Raw genomic sequence first — 20,880 nt, 5'->3', positions numbered from 1 at the left:
AATAAAAGCCACTGTCTGCCAAAATTGGCGGACAGTGGCTTTTGCTATGCAATTGGCACAATACAGCCAATTGGGCCTCATTCGTTCCGTTTTTCCAGGTGACGTACAGGTGTCACCTAACGTTCTATACTTTTTAAACGACTGAAGATAGTGTGCAAATGTCCGACAAACGCACCTCTTGCTAGATTTTAAGGTTTTGCCGCGAAGGGGCGTCGTAAAGTCCGTTAAAGGGCTAGCGGTTAGTGGCCTAATAGATAGTCGGACCATTCGTTGTTACTCTCTGATACTTGTAAAACACGTAGCGCCCGCGACCACCCCAAACGCGGCGGTGCGGTTCTAAATCACGAAATAACGAATGAAAGGAATTGTTGTGCGAAGCTCCTACAAGGTTCGTCGCGGTACCTCGATCGCTGCTGCGGCACTATCATTTGCACTCGTCGCCCCGCTGGCACAGCCCGTCGCATCTGCACAGGAGGTACCTGCTGCAGTTGCTGGCTCCGACGCCAATATTGACAACGCCGTCAAGGACAAACAGGTACCGAATGCCATTTACACCAAGGGTGGCTGGCGCGACTATGGCGGCTACCACGGTTACGCGTACATCAATAAGGACGGCCGACATGACGACCTTTCGGCGAACAATGAGCCGCTGAAGGGCAATGTTATCTACCTGCAGTACGTTACCGGCAAAAATGAAGTTTCGCCGGTGTTCTACACCTTGACCGACTCCGAGGGTCGCTTTTCCTTCGACTTGACCCGCAAGGTGACTGATCGGGTTGGTGCCCCTGCATTCAACCTGGCTGGCGCCAGCAAGTTCAAAGTCCGTGTGTGGGGCGAAAACCCAGACGAGAATAAGTACTCTGTCGTCGCCGCTGGCGATATGAACTCCGGCCGATACACCACACGTTTGAACCGAGTCCAGGAATCCTGGAACTTCACCGCCGGCCCGGCTGGCTCCCGCATTACCAACGGGCGCTTCGTGCTTGAGGAGAAGCCGGCACAGGTTGATTGGCTGGCGAAGCCGGAGTCCGAGTGGACCCGCGCACTTGATGGCCAGACCGGTGAGCCAACCGTTGATGGTCAGTTCCCAGACTACGGAAAGTACGGCGCTTTCAGGAGCGCTGGTGCTGCACCAAACTGGTCGATGGTGTGGTGGGAAAACGGCGAGGACGCCGGTTCCTTGCCGGGGTACTACAAGTACCAGCCTGGTCGGGGTGACCGTGCTGCTGGTGGCGTAGAAGTTGTTGCCTCGTACCTCAACGATGAGGTCGCGCGTGAGATTGACGCGTGGAAGGAAGCGAACAAGGGTTACACCGCTGAGCAGGAGCGTGCAAACCAGGAGCGCATCATCAAGGCGTACCAGGACGAGCATGGCGTAGGTTCACACATCGCTGAGACTGTCGTTACGGAGACTAAGGCTGACGGTACGATTTACCTGCCGTTTAAGGGCACGTATGGTCAGTCGCGTACGCAGGAGAACCAGACTTGGCAGATTTCCAACAAGCTTGAAGAAGGCGACTTCGGCACCGTCGTAAAGGACTTCATGCCTGACAATGGTGCTTCCCGCTACGCTGCGTTCTCTGGTGGTGCGATTAACCAGACGAAGAAGCGTCACATCAACACGGACTACATGTACGTGTACCCGAAGATCGAAGGTCGCGACGTCAAGAACTCGGCGTTCCCGATGAACATGTTCCAGGACTTCAGCAAATTTGGTTCTGTGTGGGCTGGACAAGCCATGGATGGTCTGCAGTTCCCGCTGATGTCCGCACAGCCGATCTTTGATATTCCGGAGTACAACTCGTACGACAACAAGGGTCGAGCTGGCTCCAAGGTGACCACGAAGGCTGCAGGCCTGATGCCAAACGCGGATTACGCAATTCGTTGGTACGCAACTGATCCCGCTGGTAACCAGACAGAGTTGGAAGGCAAAGAGTGCATCGTCAAGAGTGACGAGAAGGGCGTGCTGCCTTCCTGTGACTTCCAGGCACCTGAGGACCTGAAGGAAACCACCGTCTACACAGCGGCTGTGGTGACTGTTGATCCTGCTTCGAAGAAGATGTCTGACCGCTGGGAGATCGCGGACTCGTTTACCGCTGTTGTCCCAGAGCAGCTGCCGCTTGGCTCCGCGGGCGAAGAGTACCCAGACAACAACGTCGCGGACCTCTTCCAGAAGCTGCCTGACAACCTTGCTGAGAACTCGAAGCCAAAGTACTCCGCCGATAAGCTGCCAGAGGGCCTTGAGATCGACCCCGAGACCGGCAAGATCACTGGCACCCCAACCAAGCCTGGCACCACCGAAGTGACCGTGACTCGCGAGGTCGAGGTCATGGTGGACAAGTATGTTGGTGTCACCGATGAGGACGGCAACCCGGTCTACGAGAACCCGGACGAGGAAGACCCCGCGCAGCGCATCCAGAAGACGGAGAAGTCCACTGTTGCAGAAAAGCAGCAGGAAGAGGTCGTCACAAAGATTACGGTGACGGACACTCCGCTCCAGGACGGCATCGTCGGCGAGCCATACGAGCAGGAAGTGAAGCCTGAGGGCTTCGACAAGCTGCCACAGGGCTTCGAGATCGAGGAAGGCTCCCTCAAGGTTGAGGGACTGCCAGATGGCCTGACGTTTGAAAACGGAAAGATCACCGGCACCCCAACGACCCCGGTTGAGGCTTCTGAGGAGAAGCCGAACGTGACTGTGACGTACACGTTGGTGGATCAGAACGGTGAAAAGCACGAGCAGACCGATATCGTCCCGCTGGCTGTGAAGTCCCAGGCTGACGCCTACGACCCCAAGGGGCAGGATCAAACGGTTGAGCCAGGAGAGAAGCCGAAGCCTGAAGACTCGATTGCTAACAAGGAAGACCTTCCTGACGGCACCGAGTACGAGTGGGAGGGTGAAGGTCCAAATACTGACGAGCCTGGTGACAAGCAGGGCAAGGTCGTCGTGACCTATCCGGATGGCTCGAAGGATGAAGTCGACGTCACCGTCCATGTGACCCAGGATCCGACCTCTGTCGACGACTCCGGCAAGAAGGCTGTCGACCCGACCGATGAGAAGCAGGACACTGGCGTCAAGATCGTCAACCCTGACGAGGAAACTAAGGTTTCCGCGAAGGACGAGGATGGCAAGGACATCCCTGCCGAGATCGACGAGAACGGTAACGTCCATGTCACCCCAGGTGAAGACGTTGATGGACCGATCACGCTGACCATTGAGGATCCGGAACTGCCTGGCGGTAAGGTCGAGGTCGAGGTTCCGGTCAACGGCCACGAGAAGGGCAAGGACGACAACGGTTCGGACACGAAGCCGGAAGCACCGAAGACCACGGTTGACGAGTCTGGTAAGCAGCCTGTCGATCCGACCGATGAGAAGCAGGACACTGGCGTCAAGGTCAACAACAAGGACGGCGACACCAAGGTCATTGCTAAGGATGAGGACGGCAAGGACATTCCAGCCGAGATCGATGAGAACGGTAACGTTCACGTCACCCCTGGCACCGACGTTGATGGACCGATCACGCTGACCATCGAGGACCCGGATCTGCCTGGCGGCAAGGTCGAGGTTGAGGTTGAGGTTAAGGGCCACGATAAGGACCGTGATGACAACGGTTCGGACACGAAGCCGGAAGCCCCGAAGACCACAGTCGACGAAACTGGCGCAAAGCCTGTCGATCCGACCGATGAGAAGCAGGACACTGGCGTCAAGGTCAACAACAAGGACAAGGACACCAATGTCACTGCTAAGGATGAGGACGGCAAGGACATCCCGGTCGAGATCGATGAGAACGGTAACGTTCACGTCACCCCTGGCACCGACGTTGATGGTCCGATCACGGTGACGGTCACCGACCCTGACCTGCCTGGTGGCGAGACTGAGATCGAGGTCAAGGTCAACGGTCACGAGAAGGACCGCGACGACAACGGCTCCGATTTCAGCGTCGACGACTCGAACAAGAAGCCTGTCGATCCAACCGATGAGAAGCAGGACACCGGCGTCAAGGTCAACAACCCGACCAAGGACACCGAGGTCATTGCCAAGGACGAGGACGGCAAGGACATTCCAGCCGAGATCGACGAGAACGGCAACATCCACGTCACCCCTGGTGAGGACGTTGATGGTCCGATCACGCTGACCATCAAGGACCCAAGCCTGGCTGGTGGCAATCAGCAGGTCGAGGTTGACGTCAACGGCCACGAAAAGGGCCGCGACGACAACGGCAAGGCCGAGACCAACGTCAACGCAGATGGCAAGAACCCTGTTCTGCCGAACGGCGAGGAGCAGGACACCGGCGTCATCATCAACAACAAGGATGGCGACACCAAGGTCACTGCGAAGGACAAGAACGGCAACGACGTTCCAGTCCGCGTCGGCGACGACGGTAAGGTCTACGTCACCCCGGGCAAGGACGTCGAGGGCCCGATCAACCTGGTCGTCGAGGATCCGGACCTGCCTGGTGGCAAGTTCGAAACCGACATCACGGTAGAAAAACCACAGGACTCAGGCAGCGAAGAGCAGAAGCCGGGCACGGATGACCAGAAGGACCCATCCGAGGGCAACAAGCTCGGCGACAACGTTGTGGCGTCCTACCCGAACACCAAGGTCCAGCCTGGTCGCACGGGCACTGCCAAGGTTCAGCTGAACAAGAAGGACGGCGAGAAGATCGGAGAGGCCGTCGCAACGCCGGAGGGTACGACGGCGACGATCACCAAGCGCAACGGCGGCGAGCTGCACGGTGCGAAGTGGGACATCAACACTGATGCTTCCGCGAATGTCACTGGTCAGGCACCGTCGACGGAGGACCTCATGAAGGCCTTCAAGACGGCTGACGCTAAGGGCTGGGACGACTTCACGAAGAAGTTTGCACCGCTTGCAAACCCATCGGTGGATGTCACCGTGAAGAACAGCACCGGCGAGCACACTGGTGTGAAGGCGTCCTTCACCCTGGTTGGCCAGGACGGCAAGTCCATCCTGGATGCGGACGGTGACTTCGATGGCGACGGCGTGAACAACGGCGATGAGCTGAAGAAGGGCCTCAACCCATTCGACGGCAACGATGGCAAGATCAACGCTGGTCGCTGTGCCGCATCCGCTGTGGGCTTCGGTCTGCCGCTGATCGCGCTGCTGCCACTGGGTCTGGCTTCCCAGATTCAGATCCCTGGCCTGAGCGATTTCGCCGCACAGGCAAGCGCTCAGCTGCAGGCTGCGAACACCCGCATCCAGCAGCAGGCTGGCATCTTCAACCCGGAGATGGCCAAGCAGGTTGAGCAGATCAATGCGCAGCTGCGTACCGTTGGTGCGGATCTGGGCATGGTCGTCGGCGGTATCGCACTGATCGCGGCTGGTATCCTGGCCGGCACGATCATTTACGACAACTGCAAGCCTGGTGGTCCTTCGTCTTCGGTGAAGGATCTGGAGCTGAAGGGTTCCTCCGGCAAGACGACGAAGCTGTCGTCGGAGAAGGAGCAGAAGTAAGGTACACGTTTAGCTCACAGTCACTCCTTGTGGGAGACAGCGAGCTAAACGATTACTGACCGGTCTTTGAGAAAAGCTGCTGTCCGCCATTTGTGGCGGGCGGCAGCTTTTTGCATTCTTACGGGCGTGGTAGCGGCTCGTCGCGCGCCCGCGCCTCAAATTGCTCGAAGCGTGGGATTAGAAGCGTGCGATGCAGGTCGTGAATTCTCGCTGGCCAGGGGCGATTTTCGGCGACCAGCGTCGCACTCCTTTAAGACCTCGACACGAACGAAAGCAGCACGAAAGCCACGCACAAACAGTGCATGTACTCCGCCTACCCCGCTGGGGTGACAGCACGCAAGATCAATGCTACAATGGCCAGCATCACGACTAGCCGTCATTTCCGATAAGGAAAGGCGGCTGGTTCTCTTTCTGGCCCTTATAATGCGGGCTTAAGGGACATTTTGTGTGTAAATACGGCGTGTCGCGATAAGGGACATTTTGTGTGTAACTATCTGCGTCCAGCCCAGCCTTTTCTCACGCCTAAACTGGGGTTTCACTGACTATCAATGCCGGTTTCGAATTCTTTCGGCAGTCCATTCAGGTGGCCACGTCACGTGAGTTCGCCTTCCACTCAAGCTATACGTCAGTCCGCTTAACGACATGCCTCGAAACTTTGCTTCCCGGTAAACGACACAGGCGTTCTTGGGAAGTGCACGGAGAACTTCAACACGCGGTTCTTCCCTCGACTCCGCCAGCATTGCACACGTAAAAGGCCTGTGCTGGCCTCAGTGCTGGTGCGCGAGCTCCCATCGTGCAGGACGGCCCGTTCCCGTTCTATAGCCGGCGATCTCGCTGCCCTATCCCAAGCCTCCATACCACACATCAGACGCCATTCAGTGTTGATTCCTCAAAACAGGCGAATGGAACTGTTTTGAAAACCATATCGGGTTGTTGGTCGAGGTCACCCCGGGAAACCGGATAGATTTATACACACATAATGTCCCTTAAGCCATAATGTGACTATGCCAAAAAGCAAGTACAATAAACCGCTTCTCGAAATCGAGGATCAAATTTCGTTACTCGAAGAGCGTGGTATGTCGTTTAAGGACAAACAGGACGCCTTTGGGCGACTGCAATCGATTGGGTACTACCGATTGTCGGGATATTGGTATCCGTTTCGGTTACCTCCAAAGAAAGAGGGTGATCCTAGGTCGTCGAATTTTAAGCCTGGCACCTCATTTGAAAAAGTTTTAGAAATTTACGAGTTCGATAGCTATCTACGCATGGCAATTCTTTCCGCTATCTCCATCATAGAAGTAGCCATTCGTGCGAGAATCGGATACGCGCTAGGGCAGCTCGGCGCATTTTCGCATTTGGATTCGTCAAAGCTTGAGCCGGAATGGTTTAAAGAGGAATGCCAGACGACTCAGCATCATGGTTGGCAGAACACGTGTATGTGGGAGGAAAGCCGTCATCATAGATGGGTGAGGAAGCTGGAGAAAATCGAAGAAATCTCCAATGAAGCATTCATTGCGCATTTCCACAAGAAATACGGAAAGCCTTTTCCCATTTGGGTTGTAACGGAAATAATGACTTTTGAACAGCTGAACCTATTATTTTCCGGGATGAGGCAAAATGAGCGTCAGCAGATAGCGGTAGAATTTGATCTGCTTCAACATGATGGATCCGGTGATGCGCATGCATTCTCAAGCTGGATAGAGCATATACGACAGACTCGGAACTACTGTGCGCATCATGCTCGGTTATGGAATAGAAACCATACTGCACCCTTCTCCGTCCCAAGTAACATCAAAGAACTGCAGCATCTAACAGCAAGTACTGACACTGGCTATGCAAAGGGTGATCTCACTCGACCTCTAACAAGGATTTACGGGTCGTTGTCCCTCATCATTTTCCTGCTAGCTCGCGTACATCCGGAAAACACCTTCTGTGACTCGATTGTTCCTAAGATTGAGGGGTTCTTTCGAAAAGACCCAGATCGAATTTATGATATGGGGTTTCCCGAGGGGTGGGAGAACCAAGCCATCTGGCAGCCTGACTACCAGCGTGATGCTGACCTTGTTGAACAAGCGAATCTTCTTAGGGGTACTCCGCTTCTCTATGCAGCTGATGCTGGGCCGCTCCTGCCTGCAAGGCCAGAAGACAAATTTACGGGAGGAAGAAGCTCGTTGAACTACTACAGAAAGAACGGAGCCCTTTTATCAGTTCCAGGGGTAAAAGCCCACCGTTACCCAGCTTTTCAATTCAACCGAGTCGCTGGGGACCTTTTCCCTGCAGTGATTGAAGCTAACAGGATTCTGTTGAATGGAAGTCAGGGTACGGAAGAGGAAAGGTGGAGCGCTTTGAAATGGTGGAACACAGCTGTCGAGAATGAGCTTAAAGGCAAAAGCCCTCAACAGGCTCTCATACAGGGGGAGCTCACTCCCGAGATTGTAAGAAGTATTCTTCGGTAGCCTTGCCATTTCGCTCAAAAGTCTTTTTGCATGGTTAAGGAGTGACCTCTGAGGCGGTTAGCTTCGAATTGAAAATGCTTCCTGGCGACTGTGCGATAGTTTCACTAGTCAGCGTAGTAGCTTCCGGACGCGTGGCCGACCCCTAAAACCCCTAAAACTGCTCAAAGCGTGCGATTAGAAGCGTGCGATGCAGGTCGCACATTCTCACCGGCCAGGGGCGATTTTCGGCGACCAGCGTCGCACTCCTTGAACACCTCGACACGAATGAAAGCCATGGAGCGCCACCCTGCCAACCCGAAAAGTTCCCCGGCTCAGCTGTGAACGGAGAACAATCTTCGTAGACATGCGTCCCGACCTGGGGAAACATAAGCGTTGGTCGACCGAAACCGGCCCAAAACGCCAAATAGTCCCGGGCGCGGGAACTTTTTTGAACAGCGAGCCAGCACACCAGCGAGCCGGCCACCGCCACAATTGAGACCCAGCGCCAGAAATCAAAGAAATGTGAACTAGGCCCCATTTTTCTGCCCGCGTGTCGTGATGGGTCTGTAGAATGATATGTATTTATGTCCGCCACGATCGTAAAGGCTGGGTTATGGCTCAACATCTACTGCTCACCTGCACTAACACGAACCTCGGCAGTGCTGATGCTGACGCGCTCGCGGCACAGCACGGCCTTCAAACCATCCACGTCACGGGGGAAACGCTCGCCGAGGCGTACGCCGCCTGCGCCGACCAGGAACAAGGCACGTTGTTTGTAGGGCAAGGGGAGTGCTCCTTCGATGCGGAGCTTGCCGCTGCACTCGGGGCTGCGGTCATCGTGTTTGTCGACGCCCCGCAGCGCGCACCCCTCGCGCAACGGATTGTGGAACGCCACGGTGCGACGCTGCTCGCAACGGTCACGGACGTGCAGGAGGCGGCCGACCTTGCCATCTCGGAGGTCGCACCGGTGATGTCCCCGCTGGTCTTCGGCTCCCACCTGTTGGGCCAGGCCCGCGAGGTTGGCGCGCACATTGTTCTGCCAGAGGGTGAGGATCCCCGCGTGCTTGAGGCGGCGCACAGGTTGTTGGAGGGGGACGTCGCGAAGCTGACACTGCTCGGCGCACCCGAGGCGATCACCGCGAAGGCGCAGGAGCTCGGGTTGGACGTGTCGGCGGCGACGCTACTGGACCATCGCACCTCCGACCTGGCTGAGGAGTTCGCGCAGGCCTTCGCTGAGCTGCGCAAATCCAAGGGCGTGACCCTGGAGCAGGCCCGCGAGGTGATGCGGGACGTCTCCTACTTCGCCACGATGCTTGTGCACACCGGGCGCGCGGACGGCATGGTCTCCGGCGCGGTGCACACCACGGCGGAGACGATTAAGCCGGCGTTCCAGATCATCAAGACGCGCCCGGAGGCGTCGGTGGTGTCGTCGATCTTCCTGATGGTGATGCAGGGCCGACTGTGGGCGTTCGGCGACTGCGCTGTGAACCCGAACCCGTCCGCGCAGCAGCTTGGAGAAATCGCTGTGAGCTCGGCGTTGACCGCCGCTCAATTCGGTATCGAGCCGAAGGTTGCGGTGCTCTCGTACGCCACGGGCACCTCCGGTGCGGGCCCCGACGTGGAGCGCGCAGTCGAGGCCGTCGCCGCCGCCCGTGCTATTAATTCCGACTTAATTATTGACGGCCCCCTCCAGTTTGATGCTGCGTGCGATGGGGGCGTCGCGAAGCAGAAAGCCCCCGACTCACCCGTGGCGGGGCGGGCGAACGTGTTCATCTTCCCCGACCTTGAGGCGGGCAACGCCGGGTACAAGATCGCGCAGCGTACTGGTGGCGCGCTGGCCGTCGGCCCGATTTTGCAGGGGCTGAACAAGCCGGTCAACGACCTTTCGCGCGGCGCGACGGTCGATGACATTGTGAACACTGTGGCCGTGACCGCGATTCAGGCAGGGGTGAAGTAAATGAGCTACGTACTGGTGATTAACTCTGGTTCCTCTTCGGTGAAGTTCCAGATCGTCGACCCGAATTCGGACGCCTCGGACGCCCCGTTCGTCTCCGGGCTTGTCGAGCAAATCGGGGAACCCCAAGGCCGCATCACCATCAAGCACGGCGAGGACCGCTGGGTGTTGCAAAAATCCATCCCGACGCACAAGGACGGGCTGGAGGAGGCGTTCCACCGCCTGGCGCTGCGTGGCGTGAGCCCGAAAGACCTGGATGTGGTGGCGGTGGGGCACCGCGTGGTGCACGGCGGCATGGTGTTCAGCCAGCCTGAAATCATCGTGGACCAGGTTGTCGACATGATCCGGGACCTGGTGCCGCTGGCGCCGCTGCACAACCCGGCGAACATTGACGGCATCGAGGTTGCCCGGGAGCTGTTGCCGGACATCCCGCACGTCGCGGTGTTCGACACCGGCTTCTTCCACTCCCTGCCGCCGGCCGCGGCGCTCTACGCCATCAACGCGGACGTTGCCAGCCAGAACCAGATCCGCCGCTACGGCTTCCACGGCACCTCCCACGAGTTCGTCTCGGGCCAGGTGCCGGGGCTGATCGGGTCCGACCCGAATCACACCCGCCAAATTGTGCTGCACCTGGGTAACGGGGCGTCGTGCTCGGCGGTGGCGAACGGGCACGCGATCGATACGTCGATGGGGCTCACCCCGCTCGCGGGCCTGGTCATGGGTACGCGTTCCGGGGACATCGACCCGGGCATCATCTTCCACCTGGCGCGCCACGGCGGCATGAGCATCGACGAGATCGACGAGCTGCTAAACAAGCGCTCCGGCGTCAAGGGCCTGGCCGGAGTCAACGACTTCCGCGAGCTGCGCGCCATGATCGAAAACGAGGATGGCGACGCCTGGCTGGCCTACAACGTCTACATCAACCGGCTGCGCAGCTTCATCGGCAGTTACATGGTGGCGCTGGGCCGAGTGGACGCGATCACGTTCACCGCGGGCGTCGGCGAGAACGACAAGTTCGTGCGCGCGGACGCCCTGGACAACATGGAGGCCTTCGGCGTCAAGATCGACCCCGAGCGCAACTCCCTGCCCAACGATGGCCCGCGCATCATCTCCGCCGACGACTCTCGCGTGAAAGTACTTGTCGTGCCGACGAACGAGGAGCTTGCCATCGCGCAGAAGGCGACGGCGCTCGCGCGCCGGGCCTAGCCTCCCATGTGTCTGCCTGCCATTGTTCAACACCTTTGTTGTACGGCCGTTATTCGTTAGAATTTAAAACGGCATGTCAACAGCTGTAAAGGCAAATGTCTGCACAGTGAGTACACTGAGTAGCGTTTAGCAATTTACGGACAGTTTTAAGAAGGAACGATGATGGGCAACGTGAGCGGTCGCAACGGGGCGAATCGGCGTAGTGGGGTGTCGGTAGCAGCCTGCGCGCTTGGGGCATCGTTGATAATCACGGGTGCCCCGGCGGTGGCAGGTACAGCCACGGCGCAGCAGCCCACTGCTGAGTCCACGTCATGGAAAACGCCACGCACCGAGGCGGCCCGTACGGACGTCACGTTCCCGGACCTCGTCGTCGCGCCCGGTGAGACCGCCAAGTCGAAGCCTGAGCTGAAGCGCAACTTCTGGACCGCCGCCTGGAACAAGATCGGTACCCCCGTCAAGTGGGAGCTCAAGGAGGGCTTTTCGACGCCCACCGGCTGGCACCTCACGTTTTCCGACGACGGCACCCTCAATGCCACCGCCGGCGAAGGCATCGAAACCACTACGTTCAAGGTGCCGGTGACCATCACCTTTGCTGATGGCTCTACCAAGGACGTCGAGGCCAACGTCACCCTCGCCGACGGCCCAACCATCGAGCCGATCAAGGACCAGAAGTACTGGCAGAACCGCCTGATCCAACCGCGCCGCGTGATGGCGTGGAACGTCCCGGCTGACGCCGTCATCGAGCTGGAGGGCCTGCCCGCGGGCCTGAGCACCTCCGCCCAGACCCGCCTTGGCTCCGGCTCCTACCTCTTTATCAACGGCCGTCCAACTGAGACCGGCACGTTCAACGTGACTGCACGCGTCACCGGCGCAGGCGACCCGCTCGAGGAAACGTTCACCATCACGGTCGCCGACTCGGCTGAGCTCGGCGAGCCGGAGGACGCCGACATCGCACCTTCCGAAGTCCCGCCAGTGCGCCCCGGCACCGACGTGCACATCCCGCTCGACGTCGAGGACGCTTCCTCCGTGGAGGTCGAGGGCCTGCCCGATGGCCTGAAGTACGACGGTGAGCAGAACGCGATCGTCGGCACGCCGACGAAGGAGGGCACCTCTAAGGTCGTCGTGGACAAGGTCACGGAGGATGGCACGCACAAGCGTGATTCCTTCGAGTTGACGGTGGACGAGAACGCACCGGAGCCAAGTGAGCCAAGTGAGCCGTCCGAGCCCGCAGATCCGTCGGACCCAGCAGACCCATCGGACCCAGAGGGCCCCGTTGCCCCGGACCAGTTCGAGTGGAACCCCATCAAGGTCCGCGCAGGCGAGGAAACCGGCGTGACCCCTGTCCGCTCCACGCAGGGCGTGCGAGTGCTCGCGGAGCCCGGGAACCCGGACTGGTTCACCGTCTTCGCCAACGGCGCCGTGTACGCCGCCCCGTCGCGTGACGCGAAGCCGGGCACCTACACCATGAAGGTTCGCACTGAGAAGGGCGAGCAGGACACCATCACCGTCGAGGTCACCGCAGCCGTCAAGGACTCCGTACGTTACGAGTCCTCCTACGCGGACACCTACGTCCGCGCCGGCGGCACCGCCACCTCACCTGCGCCGTACGCCCGCCTGGGCTACAACGGCATGGTCTTTGAGCGCCAGCCGCTGCCGAAGGAGGCGTCGTTTAGCACGCCGTTCGAAGGCGTGAAGCTGAACCAGCACACGGGCCAGATCACCCTTTCTGCGGGCCTGGATGCCGAGGTTGGAAAGCCCATCGATGTGCCCGTCACCGTCACCTACCCGGACGGCAGCACGAAGGAGATCACCGCGCACTTCCAGGTGCTGGCGCCGCAGTTCGCGCAAACACAGAAGTTTGAGTACGAATGCCGCGAGGCCTTCGAAGGTGAAACCATCAAGGTCAACCTCACCGAACCTTTCGACCCTGCCTCCGACCCCGAGTTCGCCATCCTGACGAAGGCCTCCAAGCTGCAGGGCTGGGACCTGTTTATCGACGCCACCACCGGCACCATCACGGCCACCGCCCCAGCGCAGGACGCGAAACCGCTGAACGTGGAAGTCGTTGCGCGCTACTCGGACGGTTCCCACAAGACGGTCGTGGCCGTAATCGGTGTGCGCGACGCGAAGCCGCAGGCCTACACGTCCAACCTGGACTTTGAGGACGCCGTCGTCGGCGACGACGGCACCGTCACCATCACGCCGAAGGGCGACATCCCGACCGGCGTCACCTTCGAACCGGAAGGCGCGGCCGCGCTCGGCGGCGTTGCCGGCCTGCGCGTCGACGTCGACGAGGCAACCGGCCAGATCAAGGTCACCCTGCCGAAGGACGCCAAGCCCGGCCAGGGCTACGACCTCGGCGTGCGCATCAACTTCCCCGACGGTGGCTCGAAGGTGGTGCACCTCAACGTCGCCCGCGACTCGCAGGCCCACCGCGAGCAGCCGTCCTGGACCCCGATCGGCGTGGCCATCGGCGCCAACGCCGTAACCCAAGAGCCGAAGGTCGCACCGAAGGGAGCCACCTACGCCATCTCCGCCGACTTCGCCGCGGAGGGCTGGAAGGCCGCCGTCGACGCGACCACAGGCGCGCTCACCGTCGCCGTCCCCGCATCGGCGCACGTCGGGGACCGCACCATGATCCCGATCGTGGTCACCTTCGAGGACGGCTCCCAGAAGCTCGTCGAGGCGCAAGCCACCGCCGTCAAGGCGATGGGCGGGGCAGTCTCCAACGCGTACGACCCAACCCAGGTCCGCGCAGGCGAAACCGTCACGCTCACCCTGACGCTGCAGGGCGCGCACTACTCGCTGCTCAACCCAGTCGGCGGCCTCGACACGCGTATCGACGCCACCACCGGAGCCCTCACCGTCGGCGCCCGCCCGAACGCAGTCCCCGGCGTACGCGAAGTCCCGGTGCGCATCAACTTCCCGGACGGCTCCACGACCATCGCGAACGCACGCATCTCCGTGCTCACCAGCGACGGCAAACCGTCCCTGGCCGAAGCCACCCCGGAGTTCACCGACACCATCAAGGCCTACCCGGGCAAGGCGACCACCTACGTGGTGCCGAAGCCGGCCGGGGCCGCCAAGGAGGCGTTTGCCCTCGGCCAGCTACCGAAAGCGCTCGCCAACTGGAAGATCGACATTGACGCCGCCACCGGCGCACTCACCGTCACGCCACCCGCTGGCGCGAAACCTGGACTCGTGCCAGTGCCAGTCGTGGTCAGCTTCGCGGACGGCTCCCAGGCCACCAAGCTCCTCCGAGTGCAGGTGGTGAAGGGGCCGCAGGAGGTGGAGAAGGGGTCGTCGACAAGCAGTGAAATTCCGCCAGGGGTCAAAATCGCGGGCTTCGTGCTCGGCCTCCTCGCCTTCCTGGGCGGGCTGGGCTACTCCCTGTACGAACAACGCGACTTCTTCCGCACATTTCTAGCATTCCCAATCAACCAGCAGCGCTGAGAGGACAACGACAGTGACCGGCAAAACTAGCAAACAACGCATCGCAGCGATACTCGCAGGCGTCAGCGTCGCCGCAGGACTCGTCGTGGCCCCACACGCGGATGCGGCCATTACCCCAGGCAGCTTCGCCATCGGTGTCAACCGCGACTCCGATAGCGGCAACTTCCGCGTCGACGTGAACAAGGCGCGCGTGTCCTGGATGTACTTCAACCACCCAGAAGGCACCACGCGCCTGCTGCAGAACGCCTTCTACATCGACGGCGCCGTCAACGGCTCGCCCATGAGCTACGTCGGCAACGCCACCGAAGTTGTCGAAGCGAAGCCCGTCGGGAACACCGACCGCGTCGTGCTGCGCCACACCGACCCCAACTCGGGCGTCGAGATGACCCGCACCTTCGTCGTCGGCGACGACTCCATCCAAGCCACCGTCACACTGCGCAACACCACAGGCCAGGCCGCCAACATGCGCGTCGAAATGGCCAGCGGCATCATCGACCGCGACTTTACCGTCACCGGTGTGCCCCGCGGCGACGGCTACCACGTCGACGTCAGCAACGTCTACAAAAACGCCTACAAACTCAACATTGACTTCATGGGCGCCACCAGCAAGGGCAAAGGCCCCCAGCGCTACGACGCCATCGCCGGAGGCACAGGTAACGACGCCCACTTCGTCGCCGGCGTCTGGGAACAAGACGTACCCGCCAACGGCACGCTGCGCGCCACCACCGCCATGACCCTCGACGTCGCCCAAGGCACCATCGACACCGACGGCGACGGCTTCCCCGACGAATGGGAAGAAAACGGCTTCACCGACGAAAACGGCAACGTCTTCCCGCTCCAGAAGTGGGGCGCCGACCCTAAGAAGGTCGACCTCTTCCTCCAACTCAACTGGATGAAGTCCGAATGGGAAACCAAGAAGTGCTCCGAGCAGCGCAAATACGCGCCAACCGAGGAAGACTTCCGCAAGTTCCTCGACTGTTCCGAAGCCAACACCAACGTGTACCGCCCGTCGCGCCAAACCCTCAACGACCTCGTTGACGCCTTCGCACAGCAGAACATCAACCTGCACATCGACGCCGGCGACTACTACAACCCAATGCGCCTCGAGCACCCACAAGGCGGCCCGACCGAAGACTTCACCCCGTACTACTTCGAAGGCAAAGTCCCCGGTATCAAGATGCTCGAGGACCGCGACCGCCTCCTCAACGGACGCCAAACCGTGTTCCGCGTCGGCGTCATCGGCGACCAACAAACCCGTACCAACTTCTCCTCAGGCAACGCACTGATCGGGGACGGCGCTTTCTACGTCGCAAAGAACCGCATGATGACCTCGCAGGACCAGCTGCGCAACACCATCCTGCACGAGTTCGGTCACAACCTCGGCCTGACCCACTCCGGGCCACTCGCCGACACCAGCCGCCCAATCTCTGACTACGTGCCCGGCTACCTCTCAGTCATGAACTACCTCTACCAGTTCACCGACTTCCGCTACTCCAACGAGCGCTCTCGTCCGACGGGCAAGCTGCCGAAGGCATGCCAGACCGTCCAGTGCTACACCGGCGACTACGACATCGACCCCGACTGGCCAAACCTCGCCTTCATCGGCGGCCAAATCGGCCGCGCCAACGGCACCACCGGCACCCCCGGCCACGACGACCACGAACACGCCGACGACGAACCAACCGTCCGCGAACTCGAGGTCTACTCCGCCGAATTCAACAACGGCAAGGCCGGCCTGCGCGTGCGCAACGAGGAAGGCGCTGGCAACATGATCATCGCCAACCGGACCGATTCCAAGGTCGCCATGGAGATCGCCAACCTGGGCATCGATATCCACAAGTTCCGCCTCCAGGCCACCTACCCCGGCGGCCGATACGAGCAGGAATACACCATCGAAGGCGCCCTCAGCGACGAATCCAAACTGCCGATCAGCGTCCCGATCACCAACACCGCCGGCTACACCGGCTCCACCATGCCGGTCACCTTCCGTGTCTTCAACCAAGACAACGACATCGTCGCCGACGAAACCATCGAGTTCTCCGTCCTCAACTACAACGGCGAAGACACCGCGAAGCTCATGAAAGAACTTCGCAAAAAGAACTCCGACCTGCTCAAGCGGGCAGAGCAGACCGTGGGCAAGGCGGAAGGTGGCGCCGGACCACGGCCAACCAAGCCACTCGCGACCCAGGCCAACGCCGCCATCCCGACCCGCGCCGGCCAAGCACCAGTGACCTCACTGAACGCGGCGCCGAGCGGAACCTACGACGCCCCGGCTCCCGCGCGCCCTGCCAAGCCGACCACTCGCCCAACCGCCCACCCAGCGCCTTCGACTGCGCAGCAGCAGAACCCAGGCAAGGGTGGGGAAACGGGTGGCCTGTCCGGCGGTGCCATCGCAGGCATCGTCGTCGGCCTGCTGGCGCTGCTCGGTATTGTGGCCGCAGCCGTTGGCCTAGGCGGCTTCTAAGCCCGCTGATTGGGTTTGCACCAAATTCCCCCAGGTCCAGATTGTGACCTGGGGGGAATTTCTTTGGGGTAGGGGAAATTGAGGAATTTGGTGCCGGGCTGGGTGGGATGCGCACCAAATTCCCTCCCGGGAAACCAGCGACCTGGGGAAACGTAAAACCTGCCCGCCTAAACGCCCAAATCCCGGAATGTGGTGCGCCTAGCTAGGGGGCAGTGCCAAGGGACGCAACTCGAATTGGACCAGATGTTCAAACATGCTGTTCGTAAAAGGGTTAGATAAAAGCGAATGCGTCTTTTGGCACTGGCATCTCAAGCGGCGCACCAAATTCCCTCCCGAGAAACCAACGACCTGGAGAAACGCAAAGCTTGCGGGTTAAGCGCTTTATGTCAAGTGGTTGTGAACATGGTTGGGTGTTAGATCGTGATGGGTTGTGGGGGCGGGGCGGTTTGGGTAGTGGTGCGGATGATGCTGACTTCTGCCGGAATGCCTGTGCCAGCTGCGGTGTTCGGAAGTTGAGTGATGATGCCTTCGCGTAGCGCGTTTCGCATCCCCTCCTCGCGTTGGTGTTGCAGTTTGTCCCAGGTGCCGTCGAGGATTGCTTGTGGTGGGTAGTAGTTGATTCCACTGTGGGGAGTGGCGTTATAGACCGGCACCCATTCGTTGAGCCAGTTTTTGGCGTGGCCGAGTGTGGCAAACGTTTTCGGGTAGTAGGTCCTGCCTTTCATGGTGTGGAATACCGACTCGGTATGCGGATTGTCGTTGCTGGTGTGAGGCCGGTTAAATGAGCGGGCCACACCGTGTTTGGCGAAGAGTTTGCCGAGGCGTTTGCTTGTCATCGCACTGCCGTTATCAGAGTGCACGGTTTTCACGTGGGGAAAACGAGTCAGGATGTCGTCAAACATTGCTGCTGCTACGTGGCTGTTTTCGCGTTCTGCTACGACGCAGCCAACGATTGCGCGGGAGTACAGGTCAATGACCGTGTGGCATGCAAAGTTTTGTCCGACGTATTGTCCAGGCAAGAAGGTAATGTCCCAGCACAGTACCTGGCCAGGTGCTGTGGCGCGTACATGTGGCGGGGAGGCGTTTCGTTTGCGTTGAGCTTGCTTGGCTTTGGTGTTGTGTCGTTGGTAGAGCAATCGTCCATGTTTTTTGGCAACTCGGTAGAAACTGCGCAGGCTTGCCAGGTAAATCCCGTTGTTTAACGCGGCGTAAAATACCTGGTCCACCCCGGAATGTGGATTGGCGTCTAACAATTCCAAGATGCGCTCGACAGTGGTATCGGACAGTCGGTTGATCCGTCGTTTGTCGTAGGCAATTGGATCGGCAACACGTGGGCGTGGCTTCGTTTGATAGAACACGCGGCTGCGTGAGACTCCGATGATGCGCATTGCGTGAGTTTTCGAATAGCCACAGTCAACTAACTGGTCAATCAGTGTTTCTTCTGCGTGTTGTCCTTGGTCGTAGAGGCGTTGTTGGTCTTGAGTGAGGACTCTTCCGCCACGTTTGAGTCCACGCCATGTTGCCCTGGCATGGTCGCTAAAGCTTTTCCCAACACATCAGTGGCTAATTCAGCCCGCTCTGCTCTTTCTGTTGCCTTATCCAGGGCACGCTGCATAGCTTCCTCCCGACGCTTCGCATCGAGTTCGAGCTTGCGCTTTTGCTGCATCAACGCGGAGACTTCCTTGCGTAACTGCTGGATTTCAACGCACTCATCCATCGTCAACGTTCCAATCCTCCTTGGTGTAGTACGCGTGGTGAGATCACCATCGGCAACCATTGCTGTCCAGCGTCGCACGGTGTGGTCAGCAAGTCCATGTTCAATCAACCACGCTTCTTTCTGGCCATACGGCACCAGCTGATATTCAATGACCATCTCACGGATGTAGTCAGGTGAATACCTTCCCCGATATGCTTCATCAACGCTGCGTTTGGCTCGTTGAATACCATCTAAACCATCAGTGGTGGACTTTGATAACTGTAATGCGCGGGCCCAGCGCTTGATATCGCAAGACTGGATTGCCTGTCGGGTGCACCATGGGCCTTTCGTGCCGTACGGCAACCGGTTATAAATCGTGATCATTTGTCGCTGCTGTGCTGGATGAAACCACCTGCCAGAGCCAGTAGTGCGGTACGGGGAGAACACGACTGCTACTGCTTGAAGTGAGGCCAACGTGTCTTCATCGAGTACTAGCCCCGCTGCCAGCACACGCGGTGGCATTGCTAGGATCTCTTTGACTTCCTCGCGTGATGTTTTAGTCTTGCCCCCGTGGGTCCTTACCGGGGTTGCAACGGTCGGTGGTGACGTCAACGCTGACGGCACCAACTCAGGCAACTGTGGGTCGGTCATGAACAAAACCTCCTATGGATTGACGTTCACAACCATCCTGACACTAAGGGAAGCGACAAAATGTGTGCTTTTTTGGATATGGATTCCAGGTCCTGCCTGGGCCTACGGCGGGACAGTGCTCGTTGAATCGGGATTCCCTGCCGTAGACCGGAAGGTCCACCACTTCAGGCGTTGGATGTGCTATGACAGCAGACTGTTAAACCAGCTGCATACCAACTCAACACAGAAAGAGAAAACACAACAGGCCCCTATGCCCGGCATGCGAACACACCGCCACAAAAATGGGCACCACATCCAGCGGAAAACAGCGATGGCGCTGCACAGACTGCGGGCACACCTTCACCAATCCCAACACAGCCAAGACCAGCGCATATCGGTTTGCCATCTTCATTGACTGGATCACCAACCAGCGTCCCCTCGACGCTGTCGCTGCTGCGCACAACGTCTCCAGGCGCACACTCATCCGCTGGTTCACCTACTTTTGGTTCATCATCGTCCCGTGCAAACCGGACCCGTACCGCGTCTACGACCAGCTTTTTATTGACGGCACCTACTTCCACAAAAAATGCCTGCTTGTCGCTGCAACCAGCGAGCACGTCGTCGCCTGGCACTGGTGCACACGAGAAACCGCCTACGACTACGCCAAACTCTTCGACATGATCGCCGAACCCCTCGTCGTGACCACAGACGGCTCCGGTGGCGCCCACAAAGCCATCAAACAATGCTGGCCAAACGCCTCCATTCAACGCTGCCTCGTCCACGTACGCCGCGACACCATCAAAGACACCACACGCCAACCCACAATCACCGCACACAAAGCACTCCTTCGCCTCGGCAACCAGCTGACCCACATCACCACCCGTGACCTGGCAATCACCTGGGTACTTCGCCTCAACCGCTTCCAGGACCTCTACGGTGACTGGCTCAAACAACGCACCTACCGCAACCAAGTCGCCCCAGAAGAGATCCCAAAACGTATCCGCGACAACCAGCAATGGTGGTACACCCATCCCAGAGCCCGCAGAGCCTACCGCCGATTCGAGCGTCTCTACCAACAAGGCCACCTCTTCGTCTGGCTCAACCCACCACACCGCACCACGACCACGCTGAAGACCACCACAAACAGCCTGGAAGGCGGCATAAACGCACAACTAAAACACCTCGCCCGAGCCCACCGCGGCACATTTGACGAACACCAGCGAATCATCATGGACTGGTGGCTCTACCTGCACACCCAACACCACGATGACCCGCTGGCGCTAGCAATCGAGCAAGACTTCGGCCACGCAGGCTACGCACACGCCCGCCAGGCACACATGCGTGAACGCGACCAAGCCAACTCACCCGACGGTCGACCGAAAGTCTACGACACCGGCATCGACACCGACTTCAACCCCTCCTGGGCCATCCGACACGGCTGGGCAGGACGCTCATAACCCCAGCACAACACCCCACAACCCACCCATCCCGGCCCCCAAAAAGCACACAATTTGTCACTTAAGTCGACACGCCGAGAAAAGCACACATTTTGTCGCTTAACCCAAGCTT

Annotated in this window: 9 protein-coding genes; 7 read left to right on the top strand and 2 right to left on the bottom strand. The window is 59.4% G+C overall.

From position 1 onward, the window contains the following. The first annotated feature begins 355 nt into the window (after positions 1-355). The 6 genes from BQ4436_RS04065 to BQ4436_RS04040 all read left to right on the top strand — a co-directional run bounded on the left by BQ4436_RS04065 (position 356) and on the right by BQ4436_RS04040 (position 16,985). Complete coding sequence (locus BQ4436_RS04065) at positions 356-5,473, top strand: Rib/alpha-like domain-containing protein (protein ID WP_070975589.1); 5,118 nt, start codon at positions 356-358, stop codon at positions 5,471-5,473. Positions 5,474-6,477: 1,004 nt separating this feature from the next. Further along, positions 6,478-7,929: an Abi family protein gene (locus BQ4436_RS04060; protein ID WP_070975588.1), complete on the top strand. Its 1,452-nt coding sequence runs from the start codon at positions 6,478-6,480 to the stop codon at positions 7,927-7,929. Between the two features lie 592 nt (positions 7,930-8,521). After that, entirely contained in the window at positions 8,522-9,865 is a 1,344-nt protein-coding gene (gene pta / locus BQ4436_RS04055; RefSeq protein ID WP_070975587.1) for a phosphate acetyltransferase, read from the top strand. Then, positions 9,866-11,068: an acetate kinase gene (locus BQ4436_RS04050; protein ID WP_070975586.1), complete on the top strand. Its 1,203-nt coding sequence runs from the start codon at positions 9,866-9,868 to the stop codon at positions 11,066-11,068. A gap of 162 nt (positions 11,069-11,230) precedes the next feature. Then, positions 11,231-14,521: a YPDG domain-containing protein gene (locus BQ4436_RS04045; RefSeq protein ID WP_070975585.1), complete on the top strand. Its 3,291-nt coding sequence runs from the start codon at positions 11,231-11,233 to the stop codon at positions 14,519-14,521. A gap of 13 nt (positions 14,522-14,534) precedes the next feature. Continuing rightward, positions 14,535-16,985 carry a hypothetical protein gene (locus tag BQ4436_RS04040; RefSeq protein WP_070975584.1) on the top strand — a complete coding sequence of 817 codons (2,451 nt, stop codon included), beginning with the start codon at positions 14,535-14,537 and terminating at the stop codon, positions 16,983-16,985. Positions 16,986-17,398: 413 nt separating this feature from the next. On the opposite strand, the gene BQ4436_RS04035 is transcribed toward BQ4436_RS04040, so the two are convergent. Then, positions 17,399-18,373 (bottom strand): IS3 family transposase, encoded by a 975-nt coding sequence (locus BQ4436_RS04035; protein WP_070975143.1) that lies wholly within the window; start codon positions 18,371-18,373, stop codon positions 17,399-17,401. 41 nt (positions 18,374-18,414) lie between these two features. Then, entirely contained in the window at positions 18,415-19,332 is a 918-nt protein-coding gene (locus BQ4436_RS11940; RefSeq protein ID WP_143000802.1) for a hypothetical protein, read from the bottom strand. Between the two features lie 209 nt (positions 19,333-19,541). On the opposite strand from BQ4436_RS11940, the gene BQ4436_RS04025 reads away from it, so the two are divergent. Beyond that, positions 19,542-20,768, top strand: coding sequence for an IS1249 family transposase (locus BQ4436_RS04025; RefSeq protein ID WP_255366128.1), 1,227 nt, complete (start codon positions 19,542-19,544; stop codon positions 20,766-20,768). Positions 20,769-20,880 lie beyond the last annotated feature (112 nt).

The organism is Corynebacterium sp. MC3 (assembly GCF_900099485.1).
In the GTDB taxonomy this organism is placed as follows: domain Bacteria; phylum Actinomycetota; class Actinomycetes; order Mycobacteriales; family Mycobacteriaceae; genus Corynebacterium; species Corynebacterium pseudogenitalium.
The sequence above is the reverse complement of the archived record's forward strand: the minus strand, read 5'-3'. Positions and strand labels throughout refer to the sequence as shown.